16 protein-coding genes are annotated in these 15,389 nt (G+C 60.1%); 3 read left to right on the forward strand and 13 right to left on the reverse strand.

All coding sequences use genetic code 11. The annotated features are described in order from the left end of the window. Positions 1–39 precede the first annotated feature (39 nt). From AACY07_RS13410 to AACY07_RS13440, 7 genes are all read right to left on the reverse strand, one after another. Complete coding sequence (locus AACY07_RS13410; protein WP_133076121.1) at positions 40–372, reverse strand: DUF6388 family protein; 333 nt, start codon at positions 370–372, stop codon at positions 40–42. Positions 373–415: 43 nt separating this feature from the next. Beyond that, positions 416–676 (reverse strand): helix-turn-helix domain-containing protein, encoded by a 261-nt coding sequence (locus AACY07_RS13415; RefSeq protein ID WP_339475193.1) that lies wholly within the window; start codon positions 674–676, stop codon positions 416–418. Positions 677–834: 158 nt separating this feature from the next. Beyond that, a complete protein-coding gene (locus tag AACY07_RS13420; protein WP_133076123.1) occupies positions 835–2,217 on the reverse strand; it encodes a nucleobase:cation symporter-2 family protein in 1,383 nt (460 codons plus the stop codon). 214 nt (positions 2,218–2,431) lie between these two features. Continuing rightward, a complete protein-coding gene (gene lpdA, locus AACY07_RS13425; protein ID WP_339475194.1) occupies positions 2,432–3,820 on the reverse strand; it encodes a dihydrolipoyl dehydrogenase in 1,389 nt (462 codons plus the stop codon). 2 nt (positions 3,821–3,822) lie between these two features. Further along, positions 3,823–5,106 (reverse strand): dihydrolipoamide acetyltransferase family protein, encoded by a 1,284-nt coding sequence (locus AACY07_RS13430; RefSeq protein WP_339475196.1) that lies wholly within the window; start codon positions 5,104–5,106, stop codon positions 3,823–3,825. Next, positions 5,107–6,162, reverse strand: coding sequence for an alpha-ketoacid dehydrogenase subunit beta (locus AACY07_RS13435; protein WP_019826497.1), 1,056 nt, complete (start codon positions 6,160–6,162; stop codon positions 5,107–5,109). 4 nt (positions 6,163–6,166) lie between these two features. Continuing rightward, positions 6,167–7,399: a 3-methyl-2-oxobutanoate dehydrogenase (2-methylpropanoyl-transferring) subunit alpha gene (locus tag AACY07_RS13440; protein ID WP_133076128.1), complete on the reverse strand. Its 1,233-nt coding sequence runs from the start codon at positions 7,397–7,399 to the stop codon at positions 6,167–6,169. A gap of 206 nt (positions 7,400–7,605) precedes the next feature. Here AACY07_RS13440 and bkdR point away from each other — a divergent pair, with 206 nt between their 5' ends. Then, positions 7,606–8,094, forward strand: coding sequence for a Bkd operon transcriptional regulator BkdR (gene bkdR, locus AACY07_RS13445; protein ID WP_016781430.1), 489 nt, complete (start codon positions 7,606–7,608; stop codon positions 8,092–8,094). Position 8,095: 1 nt separating this feature from the next. Here the strand turns inward: bkdR and AACY07_RS13450 are convergent, their stop codons facing one another. Beyond that, the gene (locus AACY07_RS13450; RefSeq protein WP_339475200.1) at positions 8,096–8,641 is read right to left on the reverse strand and encodes a histidine phosphatase family protein; all 546 of its coding nucleotides are present in this window, start codon (positions 8,639–8,641) and stop codon (positions 8,096–8,098) included. Between the two features lie 117 nt (positions 8,642–8,758). On the opposite strand from AACY07_RS13450, the gene copC reads away from it, so the two are divergent. Continuing rightward, complete coding sequence (gene copC, locus AACY07_RS13455) at positions 8,759–9,133, forward strand: copper homeostasis periplasmic binding protein CopC (RefSeq protein WP_339475203.1); 375 nt, start codon at positions 8,759–8,761, stop codon at positions 9,131–9,133. A 4-nt stretch (positions 9,134–9,137) separates the two neighbouring features. After that, complete coding sequence (gene copD, locus AACY07_RS13460; RefSeq protein WP_339475545.1) at positions 9,138–9,986, forward strand: copper homeostasis membrane protein CopD; 849 nt, start codon at positions 9,138–9,140, stop codon at positions 9,984–9,986. A 17-nt stretch (positions 9,987–10,003) separates the two neighbouring features. Here the strand turns inward: copD and lpxO are convergent, their stop codons facing one another. The 5 genes from lpxO to AACY07_RS13485 all read right to left on the reverse strand — a co-directional run bounded on the left by lpxO (position 10,004) and on the right by AACY07_RS13485 (position 15,292). Further along, complete coding sequence (gene lpxO, locus AACY07_RS13465) at positions 10,004–10,903, reverse strand: lipid A hydroxylase LpxO (RefSeq protein WP_339475205.1); 900 nt, start codon at positions 10,901–10,903, stop codon at positions 10,004–10,006. 168 nt (positions 10,904–11,071) lie between these two features. Further along, positions 11,072–12,025: a PfkB family carbohydrate kinase gene (locus AACY07_RS13470; protein WP_339475207.1), complete on the reverse strand. Its 954-nt coding sequence runs from the start codon at positions 12,023–12,025 to the stop codon at positions 11,072–11,074. Beyond that, positions 12,018–13,481, reverse strand: coding sequence for a purine-cytosine permease family protein (locus AACY07_RS13475; protein ID WP_339475210.1), 1,464 nt, complete (start codon positions 13,479–13,481; stop codon positions 12,018–12,020). Before AACY07_RS13475 ends, AACY07_RS13470 begins: the two co-directional genes overlap by 8 nt. A gap of 96 nt (positions 13,482–13,577) precedes the next feature. Next, positions 13,578–14,582, reverse strand: a complete 1,005-nt coding sequence (locus tag AACY07_RS13480) for an ADP-ribosylglycohydrolase family protein (protein ID WP_339475213.1) — start codon at positions 14,580–14,582, stop codon at positions 13,578–13,580. Then, a complete protein-coding gene (locus tag AACY07_RS13485) occupies positions 14,579–15,292 on the reverse strand; it encodes a GntR family transcriptional regulator (protein WP_133076139.1) in 714 nt (237 codons plus the stop codon). The genes AACY07_RS13480 and AACY07_RS13485 overlap by 4 nt, the downstream gene beginning before the upstream one ends. Between the last annotated feature and the right edge of the window lie 97 nt (positions 15,293–15,389).

Below are 15,389 nucleotides of genomic sequence, written 5' to 3' on the forward strand. Positions count from 1 at the left end.
GCGCTGCGGTATTTCAGGTGACGTGTGGAACCTATGAAATCAGCGCCCTTCAAGGCCATGTAGTTCGCAATATTCTGCCCAGTCCATGCCCGCCATTTGCGCCACTTCGCGGTGAACCTCAAGGCGCTGGGCCTCGAATTCTTCGGCATTTGCACTGGTCAATTGCAGGGTCAGTTCCCAGGCAAAAAAGCCCAGGCGCTCGGCCTCGGCCTCAAAGGCTTCGTTCAAGCGTTCCTGGCGATACTCCTTCATCGACTGGCCGACAGCGCGGGCAGCCAACGGGTTTAACGTTTCAAGTTCTGCGGCCAGCTCCGGGTGTTCGGCGAGAAAGCGATCAAGGGCTTTTTGATGATTTGTTCCGGGTTCGGTCACACAAGACTCCTGATTGAATAAGGTCATGTTGCTGAGTTCAAGATCAGTTTTTGGTGAGCTGTCCATTGCCAGCAGGCACAGTGGCAGAGGGGGGGCGATACAGGGTGTGGCGACCGTTCAGGATGTAGAGCACATCAATACCGAGCAGGGTGATCAACGCCAGATAATCGGCTCGGGGCAAGCTCAGGTCCCGCTCATACAGGCTTTGCGTGTTGCGACCGATGCCTCCGGCCAGCGCCAGTTGCTGCTGTGTCAGATTAAGGCGCAGGCGCTCTTCTCTGAGGCGTTTTCCGTAGGTACTCATGTGCGTAACCTGAATAGGAACATGGTCGTCATGCAAAGATTAATTCAAGCGGTGTAAGAGGGAAAGGTCAGCCGTCAACAGCCCCTGCAGGTTGGCTGATTTCAGACAAAAAAAAGGCAGGACGGCGCAAGGCGGTCCTGCCTTTTTCAGAGTGCTGACTACGCCGGGTTTTTCTCGACTGGCGGCAGGAACCAGTTCAACAGCAGCGCGCAGATGCCGCCTGTGGCCACGCCGGATTCCAGCACGTTGCGCAGGGCAGCGGGCATGTGGGCGAGAAACTCGGGCACCTGGGACACACCCAGACCTAAGGCCAGGGAGACGGCAATGATCAGCAGGGCGCGACGGTCCAGGTGGATGCTGGCCAGAATGTTGATCCCCGAGGCTGCTACGGCACCGAACATCACCATGGCGGCACCGCCCAATACCGGCTCGGGCACGGCCTGAATGGCGCCTGCCACGCTTGGGAACAGCCCCAGCAGGATCAGCATGCCGGCGATCCATACGCCGATATGGCGGCTGGCGATACCGGTGAGCTGAATCACGCCATTGTTCTGGGCGAAAATCGAGCTGGGGAAGGTGTTGAAAATGCCCGCCAGAAACGAGTTGGCACCGTTGACCAGTACGCCGCCCTTGATCCGTTGCATCCAGATCGGGCCTTCGACCGGCTGGCGCGACACTTTGCTGGTGGCGGTCACGTCACCAATGGCTTCCAGGGAGGTCACGAGGTAAATCACCAGCATCGGAATAAACAGCGACCAGGAGAAACCCAGGCCGAAGTGCAACGGCATTGGCACCTGGAACAGTTCTGCCTCGTGCATGCCGGTGAAATCCAGGCGGCCCAGATAACCCGCCAGTGCATAGCCCACGGCCAGCGCGATGACGATGGCGCAACTGCGCATCCATACCAGCGGGATGCGGTTGAGGATAACGATGATTGCAAGCACCACGCCCGACAGCATCAGGTTTTCGCCGTTGGCGAACGTACCGTTGGCCATCGCGGTAAAGCCGCCGCCCATGCTGATCAGGCCGACTTTAATCAGGGTCAGGCCAATCATCAGCACCACGATGCCGGTGACCAGCGGGGTGATCATGCGTTTTACAAAGGGCAGAACGCGGGAGATACCCATTTCGACAAACGAGCCGGCAATCACCACGCCAAAGATAGCCGCCATCACACCTTCAACTGGGGTGCCTTGCTTGACCATGAGTGCGCCACCCGCAATCAGCGGGCCGACAAAGTTGAAGCTGGTGCCTTGCACGATCAGCAGCCCGGCGCCGAAAGGGCCGAAGCGTTTGCACTGAACGAACGTTGCGATGCCGGAGATGACCAGCGACATGGAGACAATCAGGTTGGTATCGCGGCTGGACACACCCAGCGCCTGGCAGATCAGCAGACCGGGGGTGACGATAGGCACGATGATCGCCAGCAGATGTTGCAGAGCGGCCAGAAAGCCGATCCATGGCTTGGGCCGGTCTTCAAGACCGAAGACCAGCTCGCTGGTCTGGGACTCGGCTTCAGGCGGGGTGTTGAGAGAGGTCATGGCGAGCGCCCTGGAAAAAAGAGCGCGATTCTACTGGTCTTGGGCCATTACGCCCAGTGCTGGATTCAGGAGATGAACCATGCCCGCTGTGGGCGAGGTGAATGTTTTGCATGCCTGTGGGAGCCGGGCTTGCCCGCGATGGCATCGACGCGGCTTTCCTGACAGACCGCGTTGCCCGCATCGCGAGCAAGCCCGCTCCCACAGTGAGGGTGATTTACAAGTGCAACGCATGCCCCAATGCGCGCAGGGCGGCTTCTTGCACGGCTTCACCCAGTGTCGGGTGGGCGTGAATGGTGCCGGCAATGTCTTCCAGGCAGGCGCCCATTTCCATTGACTGGCCAAAGGCAGTCGACAACTCCGAAACCCCCGCACCCACAGCTTGCCAGCCGACGATCAGGTGGTTGTCACGGCGCGCCACGACCCGCACAAACCCGGTCTTGGATTCCAGGGTCATGGCCCGGCCATTGGCTGAGAACGGAAAGGTGGCGCTGATAAAGTCCAGTCCCGCCGCCTCGGCTTCTGCCGGGGTTTTACCCACCACGACGATTTCCGGATCGGTAAAGCACACGGCAGCGATGGCCGTGGGGCTGAACTCGCGCTGCTTACCGGCAATGATTTCGGCAACCATTTCGCCCTGGGCCATTGCCCGATGAGCCAGCATCGGTTCGCCGGTCAGGTCGCCTATCGCCCACACGTTGCGCATGCTGGTGTGGCAACGGTTGTCGACGCGAATGGCCGGGCCGTTCATGGCCAGTGCCAGGGTTTCAAGGTTGAAGCCCTGAGTGCGCGGACGACGACCGACAGCCACCAGCACCTGATCGGTTTCCAGGGTCTGGCTCTCGCCCATGGCGTTGCGCATGGAAAGGGTTTTGGTGCTGGCCTGGAAACCTTCGACACTGTGGGACAGGTACAGGGTAATGCCCAGAGCCTTGAGGGATTCGGCCACCGGCAGCGTGAGATCCTTGTCGTACGTCGGCAAGATTCGGTCACGAGCCTCGACCACGGTGACTTCGGCGCCGAGCTTGCGGTAGGCGATACCCAGTTCCAGACCGATATATCCGGCCCCGACCACGGTCAGGCGCTTGGGAATGGCGGTGGGCTGCAAGGCTTCGGTGGACGAAATAATCGCCCCGCCGATGGGCAGGATCGGCAGGTCGACGGTCTGCGAGCCGGTAGCCAGCAGCAGGTGTTCGCATTCGATGCGCTGTCCGTCGACTTCAACGGCCTTGCCGTCGAGGATCCTGGCCCAGCCGTGTATCACCTTGACGCCATGCTTTTTAAGCAGTGCGCCCACGCCGGTGGTGAGGCGATCAACGATGCCGTTTTTCCATTGCACGCTCTGGCCGATGTCCAGGGTCGGTGCCTGGGTCTTGATCCCCAGCGGCGAGTTGTTGGTGCTGTAGCGCTGGGTGGTATGGAACTGCTCGGCAACGTGAATCAACGCCTTGGACGGAATGCAGCCGACGTTAAGGCAGGTGCCGCCCAGGGACTGGCCTTCGATCAGGACCGTCGGGATCCCCAGCTGACCGGCACGGATCGCCGCGACATAGCCGCCAGGACCGCCACCGATAATCAGCAGCGTGGTGTGTTGTGTTGGCTGCATGTTCACTCCAGAAACAGGGTGGCAGGTTGTTCGAGCAAGCCACGCATGGCCTGGATAAATTGCGCCGCGTCCATGCCATCGACCACGCGATGGTCGAAGGAGCTGGAGAGGTTCATCATTTTGCGCACTACGATCTGGCCTTTGACCACGACCGGGCGCTCGACGATGCGGTTAACGCCAATAATCGCCACCTCGGGCAGGTTGACCACCGGGGTGCTGACAATGCCGCCCAGCGCGCCAAGACTGGTCAGCGTGATGGTGGAGCCGGAGAGTTCTTCGCGGGTGGCTTTGCCGGTGCGCACGGCGTTGGCCAGGCGTGCGATTTCATCGGCGGCGCCCCACAGGTTCAAGGTTTCGGCGTGGCGAACCACGGGTACCATCAGGCCTGCGTCGCTTTGCGCTGCTACGCCGATGTGCGCCGCGCCAAAGCGGGTGATGATCTGGGCTTCGTCGTCGTAACGCACGTTGATCTGCGGGAAGTCACGCAAGGCGACAACCATTGCCCGTACCAAAAATGGCAGCAAGGTCAGTTTGCCGCGGCTGTCGCCCCATTTTTGATTGAGCTGGGCGCGCAGTTCTTCGAGCGCGGTGACGTCCACTTCCTCGACATAGCTGAAGTGTGCAGCGCGGCGCTTGGCGTCCTGCATGCGCTGGGCGATCTTGCGGCGCAGGCCGATGACCGGAATCTGCTGCTCGTCATTGCGTTTGGCGTAACCACTGGCCGGTGCGGCGGCGGGGCTGGAGTCCTGTGCCAGATAGGCATCCAGGTCGTCATGCAGCACACGGCCAGCAGGGCCGCTGCCCACGACAAAGCGCAACTCGATCCCGGCATCCCAGGCGCGCTTGCGCACGGCCGGGGAGGCCAGCGGGCGTTCATTGGCTTCACGGGCAACAGGCGCGACCCGCAGCACTGCTGCGGTTTTAATCGCGGGCGCCGAAACCACGGCAACTTCGACCCGGGCTTGTGGCGCGGTTTTAGGGGCGGCGGCAGGTGTTGGTGCAGGTGCCGCAGCAGGCTGGGCGCTTTCACGCAGGTTGCCCGCGCCTTCGACTTCGATGCGGATCAATTCACTGCCCACGGCCATGACTTCGCCGGGCTGGCCACCCAGGGCCAGCACTCTACCGGCCACGGGGGAAGGAATGTCCACGGTGGCCTTATCGGTCATGACATCGGCCACTACCTGGTCTTCGCTGACCATGTCGCCGACTTTGACAAACCATTCCACCAGTTCAACTTGAGCAATGCCTTCGCCAATGTCCGGCATCTTGATAACGTGCGTACCCATTCAGACCTCCATAACCCGTTGTAAAGCAGCACCCACTCGCGCCGGGCCGGGGAAGTAGGCCCACTCCTGAGCATGGGGATACGGCGTATCCCAGCCGGTGACGCGTTCGATTGGGGCTTCCAGGTAGTGGAAGCAGTGCTCCTGGACCAGTGCGATCAGCTCGGCGCCAAAACCGCAGGTGCGGGTGGCTTCGTGCACGACCACGCAACGGCGGGTCTTCTTGACGGAGGTGACAATGGCGTCCAGGTCCAGGGGCCACAGGCTGCGCAGGTCGATGACTTCAGCGTCGATGCCGGTTTCTTCAGCAGCCACTTGCGCCACATAGACGGTGGTGCCGTAGGTCAGGATGGTGACTTCGGTGCCGGGGCGCACGATGGCGGCGCAGTCCAGCGGTACGGTGTAATAGCCGTCGGGTACGGCGCTGGCCGGGTGTTTCGACCACGGGGTGACAGGACGGTCGTGATGGCCGTCGAACGGGCCGTTGTACAGGCGTTTTGGCTCCAGAAAGATGACCGGGTCATCGTTCTCGATGGCGGCAATCAGCAGCCCTTTGGCGTCGTAGGGGTTGGATGGCATCACGGTGCGCAGGCCGCAGACCTGGGTGAACATGGCCTCCGGGCTCTGGCTGTGGGTCTGGCCGCCGTAGATCCCGCCGCCGCAGGGCATGCGAATGGTCATCGGGGCGATAAATTCACCGGCCGAGCGATAACGCAGACGCGCCGCTTCGGAAACGATCTGGTCGGAAGCCGGATAGAAGTAGTCGGCAAACTGGATTTCGGCCACAGGACGCAGGCCGTAAGCCCCCATGCCCACGGCAGCGCCCACGATCCCGCTTTCGGAGATGGGGGCGTCGAACACCCGCGAGCTGCCGTACTTGGCCTGCAGGCCTTCGGTGCAGCGGAATACGCCGCCGAAGTAGCCCACGTCCTGGCCGAAGACCACCACGTTATCGTCGCGCTCAAGCATGACATCCATGGCCGAGCGCAGGGCCTGGATCATCGTCATGGTGCTGGTACTCACGGCGTTCTCCATCTGAATTTTATTGTTGTCGTTCATCTGGTTATAACCCCAATTCCTGACGTTGCCGACGCAAATGCTCGGGCATTTCCTTGTACACGTCCTCAAACATTGTCGCGGCGCTGGGTATTTGACCGCCGGCCAGGGTGCCGAAACGCTCGGCTTCCTTTTGCGCGCCAATGATTTCGGCTTCGAGTTCAGCGCTGACCGCAGCGTGCTCTTCTTCCGACCAGTTGCCGGTGGCAATCAGGTGCTGCTTGAGACGAATAATCGGATCGCCCAGCGGGAAGTGGCTCCAGTCATCGGCAGGACGGTACTTGGATGGATCGTCAGAAGTGGAGTGCGGGCCTGCGCGATAGGTGACCCACTCGATCAGGGTCGGCCCCAGATTGCGTCGGGCCCGCTCCGCAGCCCAGGCCGAGGCGGCGTACACCGCGATAAAGTCGTTGCCATCAACCCGCAGCGAAGCAATGCCGCAGCCCACACCGCGCCCGGCGAAGGTAGTGGACTCGCCGCCGGCAATGGCCTGGAAGGTCGAAATGGCCCACTGGTTATTCACCACGTTGAGGATCACCGGGGCGCGGTAGACGTGGGCGAAGGTGAGGGCGGTGTGGAAGTCGGATTCGGCAGTGGCGCCGTCGCCAATCCAGGCCGAGGCGATTTTGGTGTCGCCCTTGATCGCCGAGGCCATGCCCCAGCCAACGGCTTGCACGAATTGGGTCGCGAGGTTGCCCGAAATGCTGAAAAAGCCGTAGTCGCGTACCGAATACATGATCGGCAATTGCCGACCCTTGAGCGGATCGCGTTCGTTGGACAGCAATTGGCAGATCAGGTCGACCAGGGGTACGTCCCGGGCCATCAAAATGCTTTGCTGGCGATAGGTCGGGAAGCACATATCGTCGATATTCAAGGCCAGGGCCTGGGCGCTGCCGATGGCCTCTTCGCCAAGGCTCTGCATATAGAACGACATTTTCTTCTGGCGCTGGGCGACCACCATGCGGGTGTCGAAAATGCGGGTCTTGAGCATGGCGCGCATACCCGCACGCAACACGTCGGTTGAAACGCCTTCGGCCCACGGGCCGAGGGCTTGCCCCTGATCATCGAGCACGCGAATCAGGCCCTTGGCCAAATCAGCCGTGTCGGCAGGTTCCACGTCGATGGGGGGTTTGCGTACCAGACCTGCATCGGTCAGGCGCAGGTAACTGAAGTCGGTCTTGCAGCCTGGGCGGCCAGACGGTTCGGGAACGTGCAGGCGCAGCGGTGCATATTCATTCATGGCTTTCTCTACGCTCGATCTTGTCGTGTTTATTAGGCGCGGGAGCTAGGTGAAACGTCGAAGACCTGTCTGATATAAGACCAAGATCTTGTCCTACAACAATCATATTCCTGACGCTGAAGAATATTTCTCTGTAGTTCGTTGTGCTTTGAAGCATTTAAGGATAAGAATTCTTTATAAACATAAAAAACAGGTGTTTTTATCTCATGCGTAAGCTGGATCGAACGGATATCGGGATTCTCAACAGCCTTCAGCAGAATGCGCGCATCACCAATGCGGACCTTGCGCGCTCGGTCAATCTGTCGCCGACGCCGTGCTTCAACCGGGTCAAGGCGATGGAAGAGCGCGGCCTGATCCGTGAGCAGGTGACCTTGCTCGACGCCGATATGCTGGGGTTGCACGTCAATGTGTTTATCCATGTCAGCCTGGAGAAACAGGTCGAAGAGGCCCTGCAGCATTTTGAAGCGGCGATTTCCGATCGCCATGAAGTCATGGAGTGCTATTTGATGGCAGGCGACCCGGACTATCTGATCCGGGTGCTGGTGCCCAGTATTCAGGCACTGGAGCGCTTCATGATGGACTTTTTGACCAAGGTTCCGGGGGTGGCCAATATCCGCTCAAGCTTCGCCCTCAAACAGGTGCGCTACAAAACCGCCTTGCCGCTGCCACCGGGTGGGCTAACGCTGGAGGAGTGATTCAAACCCGCAGCCGCCAGCGATCATTGAAGCGCAGGTCAACCACCGACAGCGGTTCTACGTCAATCAGGTTGAAGGAGGACGTGTCCGCTGCGAGTGCATGCAAAATGGCGGCACGGATCACAAAGGGATGAGTCACCACGGCAAAGTGGCCCTCTTCGCGAAACTCATCGAGCCAAGCGCTGACGCGCAGGCAAAGGTCTTGCACGGACTCGCCGCCGTGGGGCACTGAAAACGGGTTGTTGATCCAGTTTGTGAGCACCTGCGGCATGCTTTGTTGCAGGTTCGACAGGCGCAGCCCCTGCCAGTCGCCGACATCGTAGTCGCCCAGGGCGGGTACGATTTCTATTTCGCCGCCCAGTGCCTGGGCGGTTTGCAAGGTCCGGGTTTCAGGCGCACAGAGTATGCGTACCGGTTTTTTCAGCCTCGCACTCAGTTCGGCTGCCAGCAGCAAGCCTTTTGGTTCTGCCGGTTCATCCAGTGCGAAGCGGCCCAGACGCTGGGCTTCAGTGCGGGCATGACAGATAAAACTCAGGCGTGTGGGCATGCTGGGATCCTTGCGGGGGAGGCGTCGGGTCTGGTTCCGGGTTGTTGCGTGCGCTCGCCCTTCAATCAGTTTAGGCGAGTATTATGACCGCGTATTTCACTCTCAAGGTACTGTGCAATGGCTGCTGCTCTCATGAAAAAAGTCCTCAATACCGCTGCATTGCTGACACTGATGGCCGGTGCCAGCGCGGCGTTTGCCCATGCCCATCTGGAACAGTCGACACCCGCTGCCGGTAGCACCGTCAACCGTGCCAGCGAACTGCGTTTGGTCTTTACCGAGGGTGTGGAGCAGGCGTTCACCAAGGTCGTTGTGACCCGTGACCAGGCGCCGGTTGCAGTGAGCAGCATCAAGACCGAGCCTGCCAACAAGAAAGTCCTGATCGTGACCCCGGCCCAGCCGCTGCCAGCGGGCACCTATCAGGTGAAGTGGAGTGCAGTGTCGGTCGACACTCACAAAAGCACCGGCGATTACAGCTTTACGGTGAGCAACTGAGTTGATTGTCAGTGAAATGGTCATCTGCCGTTTTGTGCATTTTTGCGCTGTGCTGCTGATGTTCGGGGCCTGTGCATTCAGGCCCTTGCTGTTGGGTGCCTGGCCATCAGTCGAGATTGACCAACAGCTGCGCAAGGTCAATCGCGTCCTGGCATGGGTCGGGCTTGGCAGTGGCGTGGCCTGGCTACTGTTGACCACCCATTCGATGGCCGGTAGCTGGCCCGAAACCCTGGAGCCCGCCACGTTGTGGCTGGTGCTGGGCAGCACGTTTTTCGGGCAGGTCTGGGCCTTTCATCTGGTGTTCTGCGTTCTGTTGCTGATCACCTTGTATGCCCCCGTCCGTTTTTACCTCACAGGGTTGCTGAGCCTGTTGCTGCTGGCCACGTTGGCGCCGGTTGGTCACGGCGCGATGCTGGATGGCTGGCGCGGTCAATTGTTGATGCTCAATCAACTGATTCACCTGCTGTGTGTCGCCACCTGGCTTGGTGGCCTGATGGGGTTGCTGCTGATCCTTGGACGCCCGGCCGGGCAAGCCGTGACCACGGTTTTGCAGCGCTTCAGCAACCTGGGGTTTGTGCTGGTTGCCGGGATCATTTTGACCGGGCTGATCAATACGCGGGTGTTGACCGGAGCGCTCTGGCCCACGCCATTGTTTGAAGGGTTCGCACTGATCCTGTTGATCAAAGTGACTCTGGTGGGGGTGATGCTGCTGGCGCTGTTCAATCTGGTCATGAGCCGCCTGGGGCACATCGCAATGTTGCGCAGCAGTGTTGCCCTTGAGTGGCTGTTTGGACTGGCGGCAGTGGCAGCGGTTTCGTTGCTTGGCACTTTGCCGCCGTTGGTGGTGGGTTAAGTACGGCGGCTACAAGCCTAGACCAGTAAAAAAATGGCCAGCAAACCGCCAAACACCAGCCACTTCTCCAGGTAATAACGTGCGCGGTTGCGCTTTTTCAGCTCCTTGCCGCGCAGGCGGATCTTGTACAGCCGGGTAAACGCGCGGTTCAGGCCACCGGTTTTATCACTGGCACCGTTGGGTGAGCTGGCAGAGGCCATGACCGTGCGGCTGAACCACTGATTGAAGGCGCTGGCCCAGGAGTATTTCATCGGGCGCTCTACATCGCAGAACAGGATGATGCGGTTCTTGTCGGTGGTGTTTTCGGCGTAATGAATAAAGGTTTCGTCAAACATCACGGCTTCACCGTCACGCCAGAAGTAGCTCTGGCCGTCGACATTGATATGGCAGCCCGGATCATTCGGCGTGTCCAGGCCCAAATGAAACCGCAGCGAGCCTGCATAAGGGTCGCGGTGGCGTACCAGTTTCGAACCGGGTGGCAACTCGGCAAACATGGCGGCCTTGACGGTTCCAATGCCGTTGAGCAACTCAATGGTTCGCGGGCACAGTTCGATCGCTGACGGGTGATTGTCGCCGTACCACTTCAGATAAAACCGCTTCCAGCCACTTTTGAAGAACGAATTGAACCCCACGTCGTTCGGTTGTTCGGAGCGTTTGATCTGGCCCGCTTGCATCAGGTTTCGCGCTTCCTCGCGGATTTCCTGCCAATGGGCTTGCAGGGGCTGCAATTCGGGGAAGTCTGAAGGTTTGAGGTACGGCTGGCTCGGTACTTTGGAGAACAGGTACAGAAAGCAGTTGATGGGTGCCAGAAAGGTGGAGTGATCGCTCAGCTGACGTCCCAGCTTGTGGCGAACAGAGCCCCGCAGGTGGACATAGGCGATGGACAAAACATAGACAGCAATAATGATGAGTTTCAAAAGTATCGTCACAAGTCAGGTGAAACGCAGCCCTGCATACACGCAAGTCGCCCGACATCCTGTAGGAGTTATCGGGCGCTGGTGTCGCTTGATGGGAGCCAAGGCGTAAGGTTAGTGCAGCACTTTGCGCATTTTCCAGCTTTTCATGATCTTTTTGAACATATCTGCTTACAGTCTTTGGTCGTGTTGCGGGTAAGGTTTTTCCATTTTTCTCAGGAAAGCATCCACCTCGTCAGCGGCCGGTGCTGTGGCGGGGCCGTGGCGGGTGACGGCCAGCGCCGCTGCGGCATTGGCCCGTGTCGCCGCTTGCGCCGAGCTGCAACCGGCCGCCAATGAGGCAATCATCACCCCGGCATGGGTGTCTCCGGCACCGTTGCTGTCGACGGCCTGTACCTTGAATCCGGCCATGTGCTGCGGGCCGTGGCCCTCGTTGATCCAGCAGCCCTGAGGCCCATCGCGCACAACCGTGAGGCACTGGTTGGGCAGGCGTGCAGGCAGAAGGGTCAGGGCGTCCGCCAGGGAGGAGCTGTGGGTGAAGGCCTGCGCTTCGCTCCGATTGCTGGTCCAGAGGTCGAGGCGGGGCAATAGGAGGTTGAGCAGGTGTGGATCGATATCGGCCAGTAGGGGACCGGGGTCGAACGACAGATGTACGCTGGGGGACAAGCCCTGTATCCAGCTCAATAGCGGCCTGGCCTTGTCTGGATGGAGCAGGCTGTAACCGCTGACGTACACGTAGTCGTCAGGCTGGACGGTGACGTGATCCAGGTCCTGGGCGGATAACCCGCCTTCGGCACCGATGCAGGAAATAAATGTGCGCTCAGCGCTGGCTTCAGTGAGGGCTACGCACAGTCCGGTGTCCTTGTGCGGGTCGATGGGCAAGGCCAACTGTATGCCTTCGGTCTTCATGGCCTGGCGGGCCAATTCACCGAACTGGCCCTGGCCATGACGCCCCAGGTACACAGTCTGTAGTCCATTGCGCTGGGCCGCGGCCATCACGTTGAAACCGCCGCCTGCGTGAAAGCGGGCGCTGTGGGCCAATGTATCGCCACCGGTACGGGGCAGAGTGTCGAGGGCCATTGCCAGATCGACGATGACCTGGCCGGTATGCAGCAATCTAGACATGGGCGTTATCCGATGCAGGTTGGCGACGGTCTTTGGCACCGCCCAGCAATGCGTACAAGCCACCTGCCACGACGAATGTCACGACCCAGCCCAAACCGTTATGACCCAACCAGGAGTCGGCCAGTGGCCCGACAAACCAGTCCGCGTCACTGCTGCCCACACGGGTAAAGCAAAAGCCCAGCACCAGGGCCAGCGCCCATGCTCCCAATGCTCTCCATTCAATGCCGCCGTTGTACCAGTAGGCGCTGCTGGGGCTGACGTCCAGCAGGTCCTTGGCGCTGTAGTACTGGCGGTGAACAAGGTCGATGACAAAGATGGCCACCCAGGCAGTAATCGGGATGGCGGTGAGTGAGATAAAGGTGATGAAGGGGCCGTAAAAACTGTCAGCAAACAGCATGAAGTAAATCGAGCCACAAGAAATCGCCACGATATCGACGACGACCGCCTGAACCCGTTTGATCTTCACGCCCAGGGTCAAGGTGGTCAGGCCTGCCGAATACACTGACAGATGGTTGGACAGTAACAGTCCGCCAAATGCGCTTAGCAGGTAGGGAATGGCCATCCAGGAGGGCAGCATGTTGCGGATCGCGGCAATAGGGTCGGTGGCGGTGGCCAGGTCGTGGTTGCCGACAGACAGCAAGCCGCCAAGGGTAATCAGCAACACCAGTGGGATCCCGGCCCCCCAGGCCGCGCAGGCGACCAGTTGCGAGGCGCTGACGCTGCGCTTCTGGTAGCGCGACATGTCAGCCCCGGCGTTGGCCCAGCCAATGCCGGTGCCAGCCGCCATGATGCCGATCCCGATAATGACCGCGCTCATGGGGGCAGGGCGGGTGTTGAATACGCTTTGCCAGTCGATGGTGGCGCACAGAAAACCGCCAACCAGCAAGTTGAGCGCGCCGAACACGTAGGTTGCCCATTTCTGGATCAGCAGCAGCGTTGCATGCCCCAGTCCGGAAACGCTTAGGGTCAGCAGCGTGAAAATGCCGATAAACAGCAGGGTAAGCCCCGGTGCGTTTTTGGCTTGCGCAGGGGTGTCGAATACGATGGAGGACAGTGCAAGCAGCACGAATGCGGCGGTAGTGGTGTTCACTGTTTCCCACCCTATACGTGAAATCAGTGAAACCAGTGTGGGGCCAATATTGCCACGTACCCCGAAGATCGCCCGCGACAGCGTCAGGCTTGGTGCTCGGCCCCGTCGTCCGGCAATGGAGATCACGCCGACCACGGCAAACGAGCCGGCAGCACCGATCAGGGCGACGATGACGACCTGCCAAATGGCCAGTTGATGAAAGGCCACCAGAGTCGCACCCAGTGGCAAGCCGAGAATGCTGATATTGGCTGCAAACCAGACCCAGAACAGTTGCAGGGGGTTGCCGTGGCACTCATTTTCGGGAACGGGCTCTATGCCGCGTGTTTCCAGTTGCCCGGCACTGTGCCCGGGGTTAGGAGGTGTCATGGAGAGTGGCTCCTGATGCGGTTGTTCTCGTTATCAGCAGGGTGTGTCCAGGGCGGGACTGCAAGGCCAGTCGCTTTGCTGCCCTTGGCAGGCTGCTTATGGGTTACGAAGGGCCAGCAGTTGGTGGATCAACGGTTCCAGTTGCAGGCTGTTGACCTCGGTGATCTGTTCGATCAGCGCCGCTGGCCAATGATCCAGACCACCACAGGCGCCCAGCATGGCGCCGAGAATGGCGGCAATGGTGTCGGTGTCGCCGCCAAGGCTGGCGGCCATGCACAGGGCGTCAAAACTGCTCATGCTGGCGTTTGCCACGCGCTGTGCGAGGGCGAACGCTGCGACGACAGATTCCTGGGATGCGACTGATGTGCCGATCACGTCATATAACAAGTCGCCAATATTGTCAGGGTTGCACTCGGTACTTGCGTGTCTGGCCCAGCGAATGCGCGGGCCCATGCGGCCGCCCGCAACCCAGTGGCCGTGATGCTCGGCGATGAACGCCATTTCGGTGCCCGCATTGAGGGCGTGCTCCAGTTTTTTGCCATTGATCCCGCTGGAGACCACGGCGGCGACGGCGGCGGCGCTGGCAATCCCCAGGCTGGTGTTGTGAGTGACCTGGCACGCCTGAATAACGGCTTTGATAAAGCGTTCCGGATGGGAGATGTCGCTGGCGATGCCCACCGGGGCGATGCGCATGGCGGCGCCGTTGGTGGTGCCGTAGCGGCCTGACTCTTCGGGGCTGTGGCCCGCGAGGATCATCTCTATCGCGCGCTTGGTGGAGGGGCCGAGCAGGTCTTGGGAGCCTTTGGCCTGCATGGCGGACTCCCAGCTGATCAGGCGCCGGGCAAGCTGGTCGGGGTCAATGCTGCCTTTGCCTTCCACCAGTAATTGCGCCACCAGAATGGCTTGCTCGGTGTCGTCGGTGATTGAGCCCGCCACCATACCCGGCGCAATGGGTTGATCGGCCGGGGCGTTTTCAAGTGTCGTGATGTGCCCGAACCGGGCCACAATCTGCCCCCGACTGAATGACTGGGTCGGCATGCCCAGTGCGTCACCGAGTGCCAGGCCGTAAAACGCGCCAAGCGCCCGGTCAGTGGGCGTCATGTGGGCGTTCCAAACGAGTGGTACATGCGAAAGTGCACCGGATCAAGCCAGCTTTCGACCAGTTCCATGAAACGTCCGTGGCGGTCGTAAGTGGTGCGCAGGGCCTTGAGGAAAACGGTTCCGGCAGGGCGTCCAAGCAATAGCGCGTCTTCTTCATTGAGAGGTTCGGCGCCAATCCATTGATCGCCCCGGTCGCCGACAAAGCCGTAGGCCGCCAGGGTGATGGTGAGCGAGTCGTCGATCAGCCCTACTCGTGGCAGGCCTTCCAGGCCGCCCGTGGCGGGCATGAAGGAGCGCTCCAGCGAAATCGCGGTGCCATCGTCCCGACGGCGACGTCGCTCCAGGATGACAAATTGACTCAAGCCCAATTGATGGAGCAGATCCGGGCGCTCGATGGCTTCAAGTCGAAGCAGTTCTGTGTGGATGCGGGCACCCGTATTGGCCAGCGCCTGAGTCCAGCCGTTGTTTTGGTCGAGCGTAATACCGTCATACGTGACGATGGCGCCGCCTTCTGTTCGCGTAGCGATATATTTTCGCCTTTCCAGTTCGGCCAGTGCTGCGCGCAACGTGCTGTGGCTGACCCGCAGTTCTTGAGCTAATTGGTCTTCTCCCGGTAGCAGATGTCCGTCTGCCAGGAGCCCGCTTTCGATACGATGGACGAGCTCGTCGACCACCCGTTGTTTTTTAGTAAATCGAACCTGTTTGATCATCCCGCAAGTAATAGCTCAGCAATGCAGGTTCGGCAATGTGCGTACCCCTGAAAAAGCCATAATTCATTGGCTGTTGGTGGACATTCAATGGCAGGAG

Origin of the sequence: Pseudomonas sp. RL_5y_Pfl2_69 (assembly GCF_963970465.1) — a bacterium.
Lineage (GTDB): Bacteria > Pseudomonadota > Gammaproteobacteria > Pseudomonadales > Pseudomonadaceae > Aquipseudomonas.

What these genes read in the sequence shown, in the direction of transcription:
- AACY07_RS13475 (WP_339475210.1), bottom strand. Translation starts at nt 13,481, where the DNA reads ATGACACCTCCTAACCCCGGGCACAGTGCCGGGCAACTGGAAACACGC.
- AACY07_RS13450 (WP_339475200.1), bottom strand. Translation starts at nt 8,641, where the DNA reads ATGCCCACACGCCTGAGTTTTATCTGTCATGCCCGCACTGAAGCCCAG.
- AACY07_RS13430 (WP_339475196.1), bottom strand. Translation starts at nt 5,106, where the DNA reads ATGGGTACGCACGTTATCAAGATGCCGGACATTGGCGAAGGCATTGCT.
- copC (WP_339475203.1), top strand. Translation starts at nt 8,759, where the DNA reads ATGGCTGCTGCTCTCATGAAAAAAGTCCTCAATACCGCTGCATTGCTG.
- AACY07_RS13435 (WP_019826497.1), bottom strand. Translation starts at nt 6,162, where the DNA reads ATGAACGACAACAATAAAATTCAGATGGAGAACGCCGTGAGTACCAGC.
- AACY07_RS13420 (WP_133076123.1), bottom strand. Translation starts at nt 2,217, where the DNA reads ATGACCTCTCTCAACACCCCGCCTGAAGCCGAGTCCCAGACCAGCGAG.
- AACY07_RS13485 (WP_133076139.1), bottom strand. Translation starts at nt 15,292, where the DNA reads ATGATCAAACAGGTTCGATTTACTAAAAAACAACGGGTGGTCGACGAG.
- AACY07_RS13470 (WP_339475207.1), bottom strand. Translation starts at nt 12,025, where the DNA reads ATGTCTAGATTGCTGCATACCGGCCAGGTCATCGTCGATCTGGCAATG.
- AACY07_RS13415 (WP_339475193.1), bottom strand. Translation starts at nt 676, where the DNA reads ATGAGTACCTACGGAAAACGCCTCAGAGAAGAGCGCCTGCGCCTTAAT.
- lpdA (WP_339475194.1), bottom strand. Translation starts at nt 3,820, where the DNA reads ATGCAGCCAACACAACACACCACGCTGCTGATTATCGGTGGCGGTCCT.
- AACY07_RS13480 (WP_339475213.1), bottom strand. Translation starts at nt 14,582, where the DNA reads ATGACGCCCACTGACCGGGCGCTTGGCGCGTTTTACGGCCTGGCACTC.
- AACY07_RS13440 (WP_133076128.1), bottom strand. Translation starts at nt 7,399, where the DNA reads ATGAATGAATATGCACCGCTGCGCCTGCACGTTCCCGAACCGTCTGGC.
- bkdR (WP_016781430.1), top strand. Translation starts at nt 7,606, where the DNA reads ATGCGTAAGCTGGATCGAACGGATATCGGGATTCTCAACAGCCTTCAG.